Source organism: Iodidimonas muriae, assembly GCF_014647255.1.
Lineage (GTDB): Bacteria > Pseudomonadota > Alphaproteobacteria > Sphingomonadales > Rhodothalassiaceae > Iodidimonas > Iodidimonas muriae.
On record NZ_BMOV01000004.1, the window covers coordinates 136,829 to 150,016 of the forward strand.

The following is a 13,188-nucleotide window of genomic DNA, read 5'->3' on the forward strand; positions in this document are numbered from 1 at the left end:
AAAATGACCAAACCCATCGATCCACAGATTGCCACGCAATCGGCATCCGGTGCCAATGTCTCTCTCCCTTATGGGCAGGGTGATGTGCGGGACTATGCGTTGCTTTTAAAGCCGCGGGTGATGTCTTTGGTGGTGTTCACCGGCTTTGTCGGCATGTTGGTGGCACCGGGCAGTCTGCATCCGGTTCTGGCCTTCGCAGCGGTGCTGTGCATCGCTGTCGGGGCCGGGGCTGCAGGCGCGCTCAATATGTGGTTCGATGCAGACATCGATGCGGTGATGGCCCGGACGGCAAAACGTCCGGTGCCGTCAGGAAAACTCACCGCCAATGATGCCTTGGGGTTCGGGTTGGTGCTGTCGGTGGGGTCTGTCACCTTCATGGCCCTGGCGCTTAATCTGGCTGCGGCCACGTTGCTGGCGCTGACCATTGTATTCTATGCGGTGATCTATACCATTTGGCTGAAGCGGCGGACGCCTCAGAATATTGTGATTGGCGGAGCGGCAGGAGCCTTTCCGCCGATGATCGGCTATGCAGCCGTAACCGGTTCCGTGACCATTGAATCGCTGGTGCTGTTTGCCATTATTTTTTTATGGACGCCGCCGCATTTCTGGGCTTTGGCGCTGTTTGTGAAGATGGATTATTCCCGCGCGGGCGTGCCTATCCTTCCCACCACATCGGGGGAGCCGGAAACCCGTCGCCAGATCTTGCTTTATAGCGTGCTGCTGGCGGTTTCCGGTTTGTTGCCCTGGGTGCTTGGGTTCGGCGGCGTGGCTTATGGCGTTATTTCTTCGGTGCTGGGAGCGGTGTTTGTGTATCGTGCTTTCCGGCTTTGGCAGGGGATAGGCGGGGCGGACCGGCGCTTGTTCACCTTTTCGATCCTCTATCTGTTTTTGATCTTTGCCACTTTGGGCGCTGAACATGTGATGGGAGCTGTTTGAGATGGCCGATCCGGATTTTGAAAAGCGCCGCCGACAGCGTAATATCGGCCTTGCCCTTGCCTTGGCGGGCTTTGTGGTCGTGTTTTTCGCTGTCACCATTGTAAAACTGCAAGGGTTGTCTTGATGACCCCCATGGCAAAGAAAAATCTCCAGGCGGTATCCATTGCCCTTTTGGCGCTGACGGCGTCTGGCTCTTTGGCCGCGTTTGCCGTTCCGCTTTACGAGATTTTTTGTCAGGTTACCGGTTATGGCGGCACCACCCAACGGGCGGACGCCGGAGATCATGTGATCCTCGACCGGGTCATGAGTGTGCGGTTCGATGGCAGCGTGGATGGGGATTTGCCTTGGAAATTCCATCCGGTCCAAAACACACAGACTGTGAAGGTCGGAGATACGGCCCTGGCTTTTTTTGAGGCCACCAATCTGTCCGATGAGCCGATCACGGGCAGCGCGGCTTTTAATGTGACTCCTTATAAAGCGGGCTTGTATTTTTCGAAAATCGCTTGCTTTTGCTTTACCGAACAAACGCTTCAACCCGGGGAAACGGTGCAAATGCCGGTGACCTATTTTATCGACCCCGATATTGCGGACGATAAAAAACTTGATGATGTGACGGAAATCACCTTGTCATATACCTTCTTTTTCCAAGGCATTGCCGAGGGGAAGGGCAATGAAATCCATGCTGGATTAAAGACATCCGATATGGGGCTGGGTGATATTTCAGGCGAATAACAAAGAGGGCCGCCGGGACAAGGCGGCTTGGCAGAGAAGAGAGAGTGAAATCATGGCGGGCGACGTTAAGCACGATTATCATCTGGTAGACCCCAGCCCCTGGCCCCTCATCGGCTCCATGTCGGTGTTTGTTCTGGCCCTTGGCGCTGTGGGCCTGTTCCATGACTGGTCTTATGGCGTTTATATCTTTGCGCTGGGCGCTATGGGCGTCCTTTACACCATGTATGAATGGTGGGGTGATGTGATCCGTGAGGCTCTTGCCGGCGATCATACGCCCGTGGTGCAGATCGGTTTGCGCTATGGGATGATCCTGTTCATTGTCTCGGAAGTGATGTTTTTTGTGGCGTGGTTCTGGGCCTATTTCAATGCCGCCCTGTTCCCCACGGAAGCTATTGGCAGCACATGGCCGCCGGAAGGGATTGTCACCTTCGATCCTTGGCATATCCCATATGTGAACACATTGATTCTGCTGCTTTCGGGCACCACAGTCACATGGGCGCATCATGCCTTGTTGCACAATGATCGCGATGGCCTGAAACAAGGGCTGTGGGCCACGGTTCTTCTGGGGGCATTCTTCACCTGCTTACAGGTCTATGAATATTCGTCGGCAGCCTTTGGCATGTCGTCGGGGATTTATGGCTCGACCTTCTTCATGGCCACGGGCTTTCATGGCTTCCATGTGCTTGTTGGAACAATCTTCCTGACCATTTGCTTGATCCGGGCCTATCGCGGGCATTTCACTGCCGATCATCATTTCGGCTTTGAAGCGGCTGCCTGGTATTGGCATTTCGTGGATGTGGTGTGGTTGTTCTTGTTCGCCAGCATTTATATTTGGGGCGCGGGGTCCATAACCCATTGAGTAAGAACATGCCTTCATCCGAATCTGGGTTCGGAAAACACGCTGATGAAGCCGGTGGATCCTTTCCGCCGGTTTCTCCCTTTCTTGCGGGGGCGCGATCGCGCTGCCCGCGATGTGGCACCGGCGCATTGTACAAAGGGTTTCTGACCGTCGATACGGCGTGCAATCAGTGCGGCCTTGATTATGAAAAGGTGGACAGCGGTGATGGGCCAGCCGTGTTCATTATTTTGATCGTCGGTTTCATTGTCACTTTTGCCGCGCTGTTTGTTGAGACCACATTCAAACCCCCTTACTGGGTGCATGTGGTGTTGTGGGGGCCTTGTATCCTAGGGCTGTCCATCGGTTTGCTGCGGCCCTTCAAGGCGACATTGATTGCCCTCCAATATCGCCATAGCGCCGTCGAAGGATCTGTTGAATCTGGGGCGCAGGGCGATGACGGTGAACCCTGATCGCGGATTTCGCCCCGGCCTGTGGCCAACGATTTTCACCATCTTTGGCCTTGTGCTGTTGGTGGGCTTGGGCACATGGCAAATACAGCGCTTGGCATGGAAGACCGACCTGCTTGCGGATATCGCTCAACGGGCGGCTGCGGCCCCTGTGCCTCTGCCTGCGGAATTGGACGATCTGAAAAGCTGGCGCTACCGCCCGGTGACGGTGACGGGGCGGTTCAACCATGCTGCCGAAATGGCCGTCCATGCGGGGCGGGGATATCATATTATCACACCATTGATCCGCCTTGATAGCGGCCCACCGGTGCTTGTGGTGCGCGGCGAGGTGCCGCCGGATGGTCGCGATCCTGACAGCCGTCCCGATGGGCAGGAAAGCGGGGTTGTCAGCGTTACGGGCATTGTGCGTTTGCCGCCGTATCCTGGCCTTTTTGTTCCGGAAAATGATCCGCAGGCCAATCTTTGGTACTGGCGTGACCTGCCTGCCATGGCAGACCATGCGGGGCTTCAGCATGTGGCCCCCATATTTGTCGAGTCCGTTGAAACGGCAAAGGGTGGCTGGCCGCGCGGCGGCGTGACGAATTACACGATCTCCAATAACCATTTGAGTTATGTGATCACATGGTATGGCTTGGCGCTTGCTTTATTGGCTATTTATCTGGTTTTCGGATGGCGGCGGCCACCCTCTGAAACCGGGGCGAAGACCGGCGTAAAACGCTGAGCCGCTGGACGGCAGACCGTTTCGTCCATTAGACTTTTCAAAACCCTTCAAGGATACAGGAATTGCATCGATATAACGGCATCATAGACACCCAATCTCCGCTGGCGGATGGTGCACAATTGACCAAATTGGACAATGGTATCCGCATTGTAACGGACTATATGCCTCATGTGGCGTCGGTGTCCCTTGGCCTGTGGGTGGATGCCGGTGCGCGCTATGAAACATTGGAAGAAAACGGCATGTCCCATCTTTTGGAACACATGCTGTTTAAAGGGACTTTGCGCCGTAGCCCTCGGGCCATTGCAGAAGAAATTGAAAATGTGGGGGGGCATTTAAACGCTTATACCTCACGGGATCATACGACCTTCTATGCCAAGGTCTTGAAGGAAGATGTGCCGCTGGCCATGGATATTCTGGCGGATATCTTCCAGAATTCTGTGCTCGATTCGAAAGAGCTGGATCGGGAACGCGAAGTGATCATCCAGGAAATTGGCCAGGCGGAAGATACGCCCGACGATATCGTGTTCGATGATCTGCAAGAGGTGGCCTATCCCGATCAGCCGCTGGGGCGGTCCATTCTGGGAACGGCGGAACGGGTTGCGAATTTCAAAAGAGATGATGTTTTCGCCTTTTTGAAAGGGCATTATCGCTGTGACAATACGATTGTTGCCGCGGCGGGAAATATCACACATGAAGATGTTGTAAGGCTTGTTTCGGAGTCGTTATCCTCCTTGCCCACGGGCATGCCGCGTGCTTATGAACCGGCGCGATATGGTGGTGGCGAGAAACGCAATAACCGTAAAACCGAACAGCTTCATATGACCTTGGGCTTTCCCTCGGTGTCGTTTTCTGATCCCGATTATTATGCCTCCCAGGTATTTTCCACCATGTTGGGGGGAGGGATGTCGTCGCGCCTGTTCCAGGAAGTGCGGGAAGAACGCGGGCTTGCCTATTCCGTTTACAGCTTCACCAATTCCCATGCGGATACGGGCCTGTTCGGGGTTTATGCAGGCACATCGCCGGATATGGCCGGAGATCTGGTGCAGGTGATTGCCGGGGAAATGCTGACCATGACCAATCAGGCCCCTGTCGATGAAATTGCCCGCGCCCGTGCACAGTTGAAGGCCGGCCTTTTGATGTCTTTGGAAAGCACGTCATCGCGTATCGAGCATATGGCCCGGCAGCTTTTGATTTTCGGACGCTTGATCAGCATCGATGAAATGGTGAATGCTGTGGATGCCGTGGATGGTGCGGCGCTTGTGCGCGTCTGTGAACGCTTGCTGAGCGATGGCGGGTTGAGTGTTGCGACAGTGGGCATATCAGACCGCTTGCCGGATTATGACCGGCTTCAGGCGCTGTTTCAGGCTGGGTGAGCGTATCTATGCCAGACGATAAAATCCGCGTCCGGGCAATGAAGACCCCTTTGTAAGGGGAGATTTGTTTTCGAGATTGCGGGTTATTGTGGCAGTGAAACGGGGATGTCCGCGCCTTGATCGGGTTTAACCGTTGCAAAGTCGTGTGCGCCCAGCTAAACCACGCCACAGCATGTTGAGAGGGGTCGACAGTCATTTCTTGCCTTGAACGTGACCGCGTGTCGCATAGAAGTTTGGCTGCCGGGCCTGTAGATCAGGCATGGTTTTATTTTGTGAAATGGGCGATCCGCCCTTCAAGCTCTGGGACGGGAAGATGAGCAGCAACCCGAGCACGGTTGAACAGGTTAGCGAAGACGGCACCACGCGCCGGGATTTCCTGTATATCGCTACAACAGCGATGGGAGCGGTGGGTGCGGCTTATGCCGCATGGCCGTTCATTGATCAGATGAATCCTTCCAAAGATACATTGGCGCTTGCCTCCATCGAGGTGGATATCGCAGCGGTGGAGCGGGGCCAGTCGATCAAAGTGATGTGGCGCGGGAAGCCGGTTTTTATCCGCAATCGCACCGATATGGAAATCGAAGAGTCGAAAGCCGTCGATCTTTCCGATCTGCGCGATCCGCAAACAGATGAAGAACGCACCAAGCCGGGCCATGAACAATGGCTGGTGATGGTGGGTGTGTGCACCCATCTTGGCTGTGTACCATTGGGTGAAGCCGGTGATTTCGGGGGCTGGTTCTGCCCTTGTCACGGATCGCACTATGATACCGCAGGTCGCATTCGCAAGGGCCCGGCTCCCCTCAATCTTGAGGTTCCGGATTATCAGTTCATCAGCGATGACCGCATTCTGGTCGGCTAAGGAGCGCACATCATGGCAACGGGAAGTTACACGCCCAAGAACAAGGCAGTGCGCTGGTTTAATGAGCGCTTGCCGATCTTGTCTCTGGTTCACGGAACGCTGGGCGCCGGATATCCGGCCCCGCGCAACCTGAATTATTTTTGGAATTTTGGCAGCCTTGCCGGCCTGTGTCTGGTGATTCAGATCGTGACCGGCATTGTGCTGGCCATGCACTATACCCCTTCCACATTGGCGGCTTTTGATTCGGTCGAACGCATCATGCGTGATGTGAATTATGGCTGGTTGATCCGCTATATCCACGCCAATGGCGCATCGATGTTCTTCATCGTTGTGTATATCCATATTTTCCGCGGTCTTTATTACGGTTCATATAAAGCCCCGCGTGAGATTTTGTGGATGCTGGGCGTTGTGATTCTGCTTTTGATGATGGCCACCGCCTTCATGGGCTATGTGCTGCCTTGGGGCCAGATGAGCTTCTGGGGTGCCACGGTGATCACCAATCTGTTCTCGGCTATTCCGGGGATCGGTGAAAGCATTGTGACCCTGTTGTGGGGCGGCTTCTCGGTGGATGAACCCACATTGAAGCGGTTCTTCTCCCTGCATTATCTGTTGCCCTTCGTGATTACCGGCGTGGTGATCCTGCATATTTGGGCGCTGCATCTGCCCGGCTCGAACAATCCGCTGGGGATTGATGTCAAAGGCCCGCAGGACCAAGTGCCGTTCCATCCCTTCTACACCGCCAAGGATGCGCTGGGTGTGGGTGTGTTCCTGATCTTTTTTGGGCTGTTTGTTTTCTATATGCCCAATTCCCTTGGACATCCCGACAATTACATCCCTGCCGATCCGCTGGTGACGCCGCCGCATATCGTGCCGGAATGGTATTTCCTGCCCTTCTACGCCATCTTGCGCGCCGTTCCCGATAAGCTTGGTGGTGTGTTGTTGATGTTTGCCGCCGTGGGATTGTTGTTCTTCCTGCCTTGGCTCGATACCTCGAAGGTCCGCTCTGCGATCTTCCGCCCTGCCTATAAGCTGTTTTTCTGGCTGTTGGTTGTGGATGGTGTCGTGCTTGGTGTGGTTGGTGCCAATCCGCCGGAAGGATCATGGATTTTGATCGGGCGCTTGGCCACGGTGTATTATTTCGTGCACTTCCTCTTGATCTTGCCGATTTTGGGTAAAGTGGAGAGAACCAAGCCCTTGCCGGAATCGATTGCATCGGCGGTCATTGGCAATAAAGCATCGGCGCGGCCTGCAACCGCTCCGGCGGAATGACAGGGACCGGGAGAGAAAATATGCGCATTATGAACACGCTGATCCTCGGTCTTGCCTCTGCTCTGATGGTTTCAGGCTCTGCCCTGGCCGCAGGAGGGGACACCGAACTGAAAACTGTAGACTTCAGTTATGAAGGTCCGTTCGGGACCTTCGATCGGGCCGCTGCCCAACGTGGGTTCCAGGTTTTCCGCGAAGTCTGCTCGTCTTGCCACAGCGCCAAATATTTGGCGTTCCGCACATTGGAAGGCATCGGATATTCCGAGGAAATGGCCAAGGCTATTGCTGCGGAATATCAGATTACCGATGGTCCCGATGAATTTGGCGATATGTTCCAGCGTCCGGGCAAATTGTCCGACTATGTGCCCGCGCCATTTCCTAATGAAAATGCGGCGCGTGCATCCAATGGCGGTGCCTATCCTCCGGATCTGTCGGTGATTGTTAAGGCGCGGGAAGGTGGCGGAGCCTATATCTATTCCTTGCTGACGGGCTATGAAGAAGCCCCTGCTGGTGAGGAATTGCGTCCCGGCCAATATTGGAATGCCTATATGGCGGGGCATAAAATCGCTATGCCGCAGCCGATTTTTGATGATCAGGTGGAATATGCCGATGGCACGCCGGCAACGGTTGACCAGATGGCCCGTGATGTAACCGTGTTTTTGGCATGGCTTGCAGAACCCAGCATGGAACATCGTAAATCCATGGGATTGTCCTTCATGTTGTTCATGGCGGTGTTTGTGGTGCTGCTTTATCTCACCAACAAACGGGTCTGGCGTCCCGTCAAGAATGGTCACTCACCTTTGGTGGATAAAGACTGATCGTTCTGATTGGTTCTGATATGCGAAAAGCCCGCGTTCCATAAGGATCGCGGGCTTTTTTATGGCATCTGTCGGCGGTACTGACGACGATTTGGATTGTTTTCGCGGGTCAAAGAAATTGAGGGGGAGCCTTTCAATCCGCTCCCCCATAATGGGTTTCTTCACGCTCTACTCAAACGGCGGGCAGGCCTTTTTCCATCAACCGCGCCAGTCTTTTGGCAAAGGCGGCGGGGTCGGTGGGCGTTTCGCCTTCCAGAATCCGGGCCTGGTCCAGAAGAAGGAATGCCGGATCGCGCAGGCTGTCCATGGGATTGTCCCCTTCTTTCCGGCTGTCCATTGCCTTGATCAGGGGATGCTTGGGGTTGATTTCCAGCACTTTCGGCGCTTCCCCGCCCATCTGGTTATGTTGGCGCAAAATACGCTCCAGATGCATATCCAGACCATTGTCGTCGGCGACGAGGCAGGCGGCGGTTTCTGTCAATCTGTCGGAAGCCCGTACATCGGCCACCTGATCCCCCAAAATGCCCTTCAAAAGGGCGCTCAGGGCCACCATGTCCTCTGTGTCGTCTTCGGCGGACTTGGCCTCGTCGGATGTGTTGTTCTCGCCGTTGCTCAGGTCTTTGAGATCGGACCCGCCGCGCGTGACCGATTTGAAGGGCTTGCCATCAAATTCGGAAATAGCGGAAAGCCAGAAATCATCCACCGGATCGGACAGCAGCAGCACTTCCACATCGCGGGCCCGGAAGCCTTCCAGTTGTGGAGAGCGCTTGACAGCTTCCGCATCCGTACCCGTGACATAATAAATGGCTTTCTGGTTGTCTTTCATGCGCCCGATATAATCGGCCAAAGATACCCAGGCATCGCCATGGGTGGATTTGAAGCGGCTGAGCTTCAGTAATGTGTCGCGGCGTCCGGCATCTTCATAAAGACCCTCTTTCAAAACCGGGCCAAAGGCTTCCCAGATTTTCTCGTAAGCGTCTTTGTCTTTGTTGGCCCGCTTTTCTATTTCGGACAAAACCTTGTTGGTCACGGCCTTGCGAATACGGGCCACCACCGGATTGTTTTGCAGCATTTCGCGGCTGATATTGAGGGCCAGATCTTCGCTATCCACCACCCCTTTGAGAAAACGCAGATAACCGGGCAACAGCTCTTCCGTGTCGTCGGTGATGAATACCCGCTTCACATAGAGCTTCACCCGTGGCTTGCGCGAGGGATCAAAGAGGTCCAGAGGCCGTTGGCCGGGGACGAACAAAAGGGCGCTATAGGAAATTACGCCTTCCGCTTTTGTGTGGATCACCAGCGCCGGTTCTTCGGGGCTGTGGGCCACATGGCGATAGAATTCCGTATAATCATCATCGCTCAGTTCGGATTTCGGACGGGTCCAAAGGGCCGATCCGGAATTGACCGTTTCCGCTTTATCCGTTTCGCCCTCTTTTTCCGTGCCGCAAACTTTCAGGGAAATGGGCACCGCAATATGGTCGGAATATTTGCGTAAGGTGCGCTCCAGCCACGGGCGCTCAAGAAAGTCTTTCGCATCATCTTTCAGATGCAAGATAATTTCGGTGCCGTGGCCTGCCTTTTCGGCTTCGTCAATGATGTAGCTGCCTTCGCCATCGCTTTCCCATTGATAGGCCTGATCGGTGCCTGCCTTGCGGCTGATGACCCGCACTTTATCAGCGACCATGAAGCTGGAATAAAAGCCCACACCAAACTGGCCGATCAGCGAAAGGTCTTTGGATTTATCGCCGGACAGGCGGTCAAGAAAGGCTGCCGTTCCAGAGCGGGCGATGGTTCCCAGATTGGCAATCAGGTCTTCGCGGTCCATGCCGATGCCGGTATCGGCAATGGTCAGGGTTCCGGCCTTGGGATCGGCTGTGATGGCAATGGCGAGTTCGGTGCCATTGCTCAAAAGATCGGGGGCAGTGATGGCTTCATAGCGCAGCTTGTCGCAGGCGTCCGATGCGTTGGACACCAATTCGCGCAGAAAGATTTCCCGGTCTGAATAAACGGAGTGCACCATCAGGTGCAACAGGCGGGAAACTTCCGCCTCAAAGCCGCGACGTTCCTGGGTCGCCGTTCCTGCTTGCGTCATGCGTGGTCCTCTTGATTTGTCTTAAGGCGTCTGTGCCTCGGCAATGGGCCATCATGGCCGGGCCGGAGCCATTGATTGAATGACATGAAAGTGGTGTGTGATCGTTGACCGTCAAGCCCCGTCATCGGGATCTTGTGGCGCGTCCTCTACCAGATCATCGAGCGTTTTTCCCAAGGCAATGGCTTTGGAAGCAGGCAGGCGGTAAGCCCAGCCCATATGCTGCTGGTTAAAACGCACGGCTTCCGTTTCGGGAGACATATCCAATGCGGTCCGGGCATCGGGCAGGTCTTCTTCATCGGGAATATGTGCGGTGGCTTCGCCGACAGCCCACGCATCGCCGGTTTCATCGCCGGTGTCATAAAGGGACAGGGTTAGCACAAAGCCATCGAAACTGTGCAGGCGTGCCGTATAGAGCAATGCCGTTTCATCGAGTTCATCGGCTGGGCGTACATCTTCGCTCAAAATCTCGGTGAAGGCATTGGCCAGCATATCGGTGGGCAAGCTGTCTTTTTCCTTGGTGCCGGCTGCAAGATCCTGAATGGCAAACAAGGAACGCGGATCGCTGCGACGGATGGAAAGCGTCTCTCCATTGCTATGCTGGATGTCGATGCGGGAAATGCGCCGGCGCTCGATGGAAAAAAGATTGGGGTCTAGCCAGTTGGAAGCCTCGGCGCGGATTTCAGGAAGATCGCTGACCAGATAGCTGCGGGCCCCATCCAGGGGTCGCACAAAGGTCATGAAGCTGCGGCTTTCAAATGACCGCCTGCCAATATCAAGGGCGGCGATCACCGTATCCGTTTTGTCTTTCAACACCAGATGAAGGGCGCTTTCACCAAGGCCGATTCGCTCGTAAAGATCGGGATTGTCGGTTTTCACCAAGGCGATTTGTGCATCCGCCAGTCCACGCAGCATGGCCCATAATTGAGTTCTGTTGGCCCTGTGGCCGCTTTTTTCCACGATGGACCAATTGCCATTTTCCTGCACCAAATGGGTGCTGTTCAAAGCATCGGCTATTTCGATTTTTGCCACATCGTTTATCTGCGTGGACAGCTTGGGCAGCAAATGCGTTTGTTGTTGCCAAGAGCGATCGTGGCTTTCACCAAACAAAAGCCACAGGGCGGCCAAAACCGCAAATAAGGTGAGGAAGCCAAGAATCGACGTTTGTTTTTGTGTCATGGTGCAGACCTTTGCAATTGGCGGGCCCATTCGCTGCGCTTGCGCCGCCATATGGCAAGCCCAAGGGCTGCCAAAATCAACAAGGCAGGCATGAGGGCGATATTGATAAGGGCAAGGCGTGCGCCAAGTGCCGTGATGTCTTCGATCAGATTGCGCTGGACAGTACGCAATTCTTTGCGGATTTCCAGCATATGGTCGCGGAAGCGTTGAATTTCCACATCCTGTTCGGGCGAGAACATCAATTCGCCTTCCAAAGGAGCAGTTTGCAGATCTGCCAGTCGCGCTTCGGTTTGTGCCAATTCAGCCTGCAAGCGTTCTTCTTCCATCCGGAAGCGGCTTTCAGCGGCACGCCGGATATCCTCCACGCGGTCAAAGGGACGCTGGGTCACACCGCGTCCGCGCAAAGCGATCAGGGCATCGGAACCGCTTAATTGGTCAATGGCATTGATGACAAGATTGGCATTGTCCGCCACCGGCACATGGATGCGTTCGCCGAAGAAATCCTGCACTTGCACCCAGAAACGGTCATCGAACAGATCGCTATCGGCTCCCACGATCACATTGATGGGGCCATTGGACCGGTCCAAATGGGGCGGCTCGTCTTCCGCCGGGCGATCCGGTTCAGCGTCGGCATTATCTTCCGGTGGCGGCGGGCCATCAGGAAAGGCACTGATGCTGTCACCGCTCAGGCGTGCAATCAGGGTATAGCGTTCGCCGGTCGGTTCGATCATGCGCATGATTTGGTCGGGATCGGGCATGCCGCGCGCGACACCTTTGTCCAGCAAGGCCGAAACTGCGCTGGATTGCAGCAGCGGTTCAAAGTGGACGGAGCTGCCTTCGATGGGCAAAAGTGCGCCAGAGCTGGCCAGATTGATCTGCTCCAGATTGGCCGTTACCGGATCGTCGGTCGCCATATTTTCCGTACGGGCCGCCAGCCAGAGGGCAAAATCCTTGATGGCACGGGGGCCGCCATCGCCCATATTGACCCGTTGGGCCAAATCCACATCGGCCACAACACGATCGTCGATCAAATCCACGCCCCATGCGCCGAACAAAGGATCAAGCGACGAACTTTCCGGTGCGGCGGATGGCAGGCGGGCATTGGCCACCGCTTCCGACATGGGGTCGACAAAAATCACGGCGCGACCGCCAGCAAGCACGAATTGATCGATGGCATAGAGCTGGCGGGGGCTTAATTCAGGCGGATGGACGATCAGCAAAATATCGGTGGGTTGGGGAATGTGCGTAAAATCCGCATCCAGCGTGCCAAGATCGAAAAGTTGGGTCAGTTGTTCATGGATGGCCCAACCGGGGCGGGCCGGCGCACCAAAACCGCCAAATTGTCCGGGAATCATGGGCAGGCTGGTCAGCAGTGTCAAAGCGGGCTTGTCGGGTTGGGCGATCGAGGCGATCAGCTTGGTCAGATCATATTCCAAAAATGTCGCCCGATCCTGATTGAAAAACGGCACAAGGGCCATGCGGTCGGTGAGATCGCGGGCCACCAGCCCCATATAGATTTGTTCGCCACTATTGGTGGGAACGCCTTGCAGGCCAGCAGCAACGGCGCTGTCTTCACTTTCGGAAAAAGGCTCCGGCTCGATCACCTTCAGGCGGATTTTTCCATCGGACAGGGCTTCATATTCCGCCAGAAGATCGCGGATGCGGCGGCCATAGGTGAAAATCTGCGGATAATCGCGGGCCACCGATTGGGAAAAGAAATATGTCAAGGTGATGGGATCGTCCAAATCCGCCAGCATCCGTTTGGTGCTGGAGGAAATGGAAAAGAGCTTGTCCTGGGTCAGATCGAGACGCGCCCCCGCAAGGCCGCGGGGCAAAATCACTGTGATGGCCCCGAAAAGGATCACCGCCAAAAGTGCTGCGATGACATAACTTAAACGGCGTGAGGTCAT

13 protein-coding genes are annotated in these 13,188 nt (G+C 55.2%); 10 read left to right on the plus strand and 3 right to left on the minus strand.

Annotation, left to right across the window (positions count from 1 at the left end; all coding sequences use genetic code 11):
• Positions 1 to 3: 3 nt before the first annotated feature.
• The 10 genes from IEX96_RS07375 to IEX96_RS07415 all read left to right on the plus strand — a co-directional run bounded on the left by IEX96_RS07375 (position 4) and on the right by IEX96_RS07415 (position 8,010).
• Positions 4 to 936 carry a heme o synthase gene (locus IEX96_RS07375; protein ID WP_150005289.1) on the plus strand — a complete coding sequence of 311 codons (933 nt, stop codon included), beginning with the start codon at positions 4 to 6 and terminating at the stop codon, positions 934 to 936.
• 1 nt (position 937) lies between these two features.
• Positions 938 to 1,060: a cytochrome c oxidase system small membrane protein gene (locus IEX96_RS14200; RefSeq protein WP_268238497.1), complete on the plus strand. Its 123-nt coding sequence runs from the start codon at positions 938 to 940 to the stop codon at positions 1,058 to 1,060.
• Entirely contained in the window at positions 1,060 to 1,668 is a 609-nt protein-coding gene (locus IEX96_RS07380; RefSeq protein WP_150005288.1) for a cytochrome c oxidase assembly protein, read from the plus strand. Before IEX96_RS14200 ends, IEX96_RS07380 begins: the two co-directional genes overlap by 1 nt.
• Positions 1,669 to 1,720: 52 nt before the next feature.
• Positions 1,721 to 2,527, plus strand: a complete 807-nt coding sequence (locus tag IEX96_RS07385; protein WP_150005287.1) for a cytochrome c oxidase subunit 3 — start codon at positions 1,721 to 1,723, stop codon at positions 2,525 to 2,527.
• Positions 2,528 to 2,655: 128 nt separating this feature from the next.
• Complete coding sequence (locus IEX96_RS07390; protein WP_229773601.1) at positions 2,656 to 2,976, plus strand: DUF983 domain-containing protein; 321 nt, start codon at positions 2,656 to 2,658, stop codon at positions 2,974 to 2,976.
• The gene (locus IEX96_RS07395) at positions 2,960 to 3,694 is read left to right on the plus strand and encodes an SURF1 family protein (protein ID WP_150005286.1); all 735 of its coding nucleotides are present in this window, start codon (positions 2,960 to 2,962) and stop codon (positions 3,692 to 3,694) included. The genes IEX96_RS07390 and IEX96_RS07395 overlap by 17 nt, the downstream gene beginning before the upstream one ends.
• 62 nt (positions 3,695 to 3,756) lie before the next feature.
• Complete coding sequence (locus tag IEX96_RS07400; RefSeq protein ID WP_229773602.1) at positions 3,757 to 5,067, plus strand: M16 family metallopeptidase; 1,311 nt, start codon at positions 3,757 to 3,759, stop codon at positions 5,065 to 5,067.
• Positions 5,068 to 5,380: 313 nt separating this feature from the next.
• Positions 5,381 to 5,926 (plus strand): ubiquinol-cytochrome c reductase iron-sulfur subunit, encoded by a 546-nt coding sequence (gene petA / locus IEX96_RS07405; RefSeq protein ID WP_188873717.1) that lies wholly within the window; start codon positions 5,381 to 5,383, stop codon positions 5,924 to 5,926.
• A 12-nt stretch (positions 5,927 to 5,938) separates the two neighbouring features.
• Positions 5,939 to 7,195 (plus strand): cytochrome b, encoded by a 1,257-nt coding sequence (locus IEX96_RS07410; RefSeq protein ID WP_150005285.1) that lies wholly within the window; start codon positions 5,939 to 5,941, stop codon positions 7,193 to 7,195.
• 20 nt (positions 7,196 to 7,215) lie between these two features.
• Positions 7,216 to 8,010 (plus strand): cytochrome c1, encoded by a 795-nt coding sequence (locus IEX96_RS07415; protein WP_150005284.1) that lies wholly within the window; start codon positions 7,216 to 7,218, stop codon positions 8,008 to 8,010.
• Between the two features lie 172 nt (positions 8,011 to 8,182).
• Here IEX96_RS07415 and htpG read toward each other — a convergent pair whose 3' ends face one another.
• The 3 genes from htpG to IEX96_RS07430 form a co-directional block, all read right to left on the minus strand.
• Positions 8,183 to 10,102, minus strand: a complete 1,920-nt coding sequence (htpG, locus tag IEX96_RS07420) for a molecular chaperone HtpG (RefSeq protein WP_188873718.1) — start codon at positions 10,100 to 10,102, stop codon at positions 8,183 to 8,185.
• Between the two features lie 111 nt (positions 10,103 to 10,213).
• On the minus strand, positions 10,214 to 11,278 hold the full coding sequence (locus tag IEX96_RS07425) for a DUF4340 domain-containing protein (protein ID WP_188873719.1): 1,065 nt from the start codon (positions 11,276 to 11,278) through the stop codon (positions 10,214 to 10,216).
• Positions 11,275 to 13,188, minus strand: a complete 1,914-nt coding sequence (locus IEX96_RS07430) for a GldG family protein (protein ID WP_188873720.1) — start codon at positions 13,186 to 13,188, stop codon at positions 11,275 to 11,277. The genes IEX96_RS07425 and IEX96_RS07430 overlap by 4 nt, the downstream gene beginning before the upstream one ends.

Coding starts and splice junctions, on each gene's coding strand:
- IEX96_RS07375 (WP_150005289.1), top strand. CDS start 4: ATGACCAAACCCATCGATCCACAGATTGCCACGCAATCGGCATCCGGT.
- IEX96_RS14200 (WP_268238497.1), top strand. CDS start 938: ATGGCCGATCCGGATTTTGAAAAGCGCCGCCGACAGCGTAATATCGGC.
- IEX96_RS07380 (WP_150005288.1), top strand. CDS start 1,060: ATGACCCCCATGGCAAAGAAAAATCTCCAGGCGGTATCCATTGCCCTT.
- IEX96_RS07385 (WP_150005287.1), top strand. CDS start 1,721: ATGGCGGGCGACGTTAAGCACGATTATCATCTGGTAGACCCCAGCCCC.
- IEX96_RS07395 (WP_150005286.1), top strand. CDS start 2,960: ATGACGGTGAACCCTGATCGCGGATTTCGCCCCGGCCTGTGGCCAACG.
- petA (WP_188873717.1), top strand. CDS start 5,381: ATGAGCAGCAACCCGAGCACGGTTGAACAGGTTAGCGAAGACGGCACC.
- IEX96_RS07410 (WP_150005285.1), top strand. CDS start 5,939: ATGGCAACGGGAAGTTACACGCCCAAGAACAAGGCAGTGCGCTGGTTT.
- IEX96_RS07415 (WP_150005284.1), top strand. CDS start 7,216: ATGCGCATTATGAACACGCTGATCCTCGGTCTTGCCTCTGCTCTGATG.
- htpG (WP_188873718.1), bottom strand. CDS start 10,102: ATGACGCAAGCAGGAACGGCGACCCAGGAACGTCGCGGCTTTGAGGCG.
- IEX96_RS07425 (WP_188873719.1), bottom strand. CDS start 11,278: ATGACACAAAAACAAACGTCGATTCTTGGCTTCCTCACCTTATTTGCG.
- IEX96_RS07430 (WP_188873720.1), bottom strand. CDS start 13,188: ATGACCTCACGCCGTTTAAGTTATGTCATCGCAGCACTTTTGGCGGTG.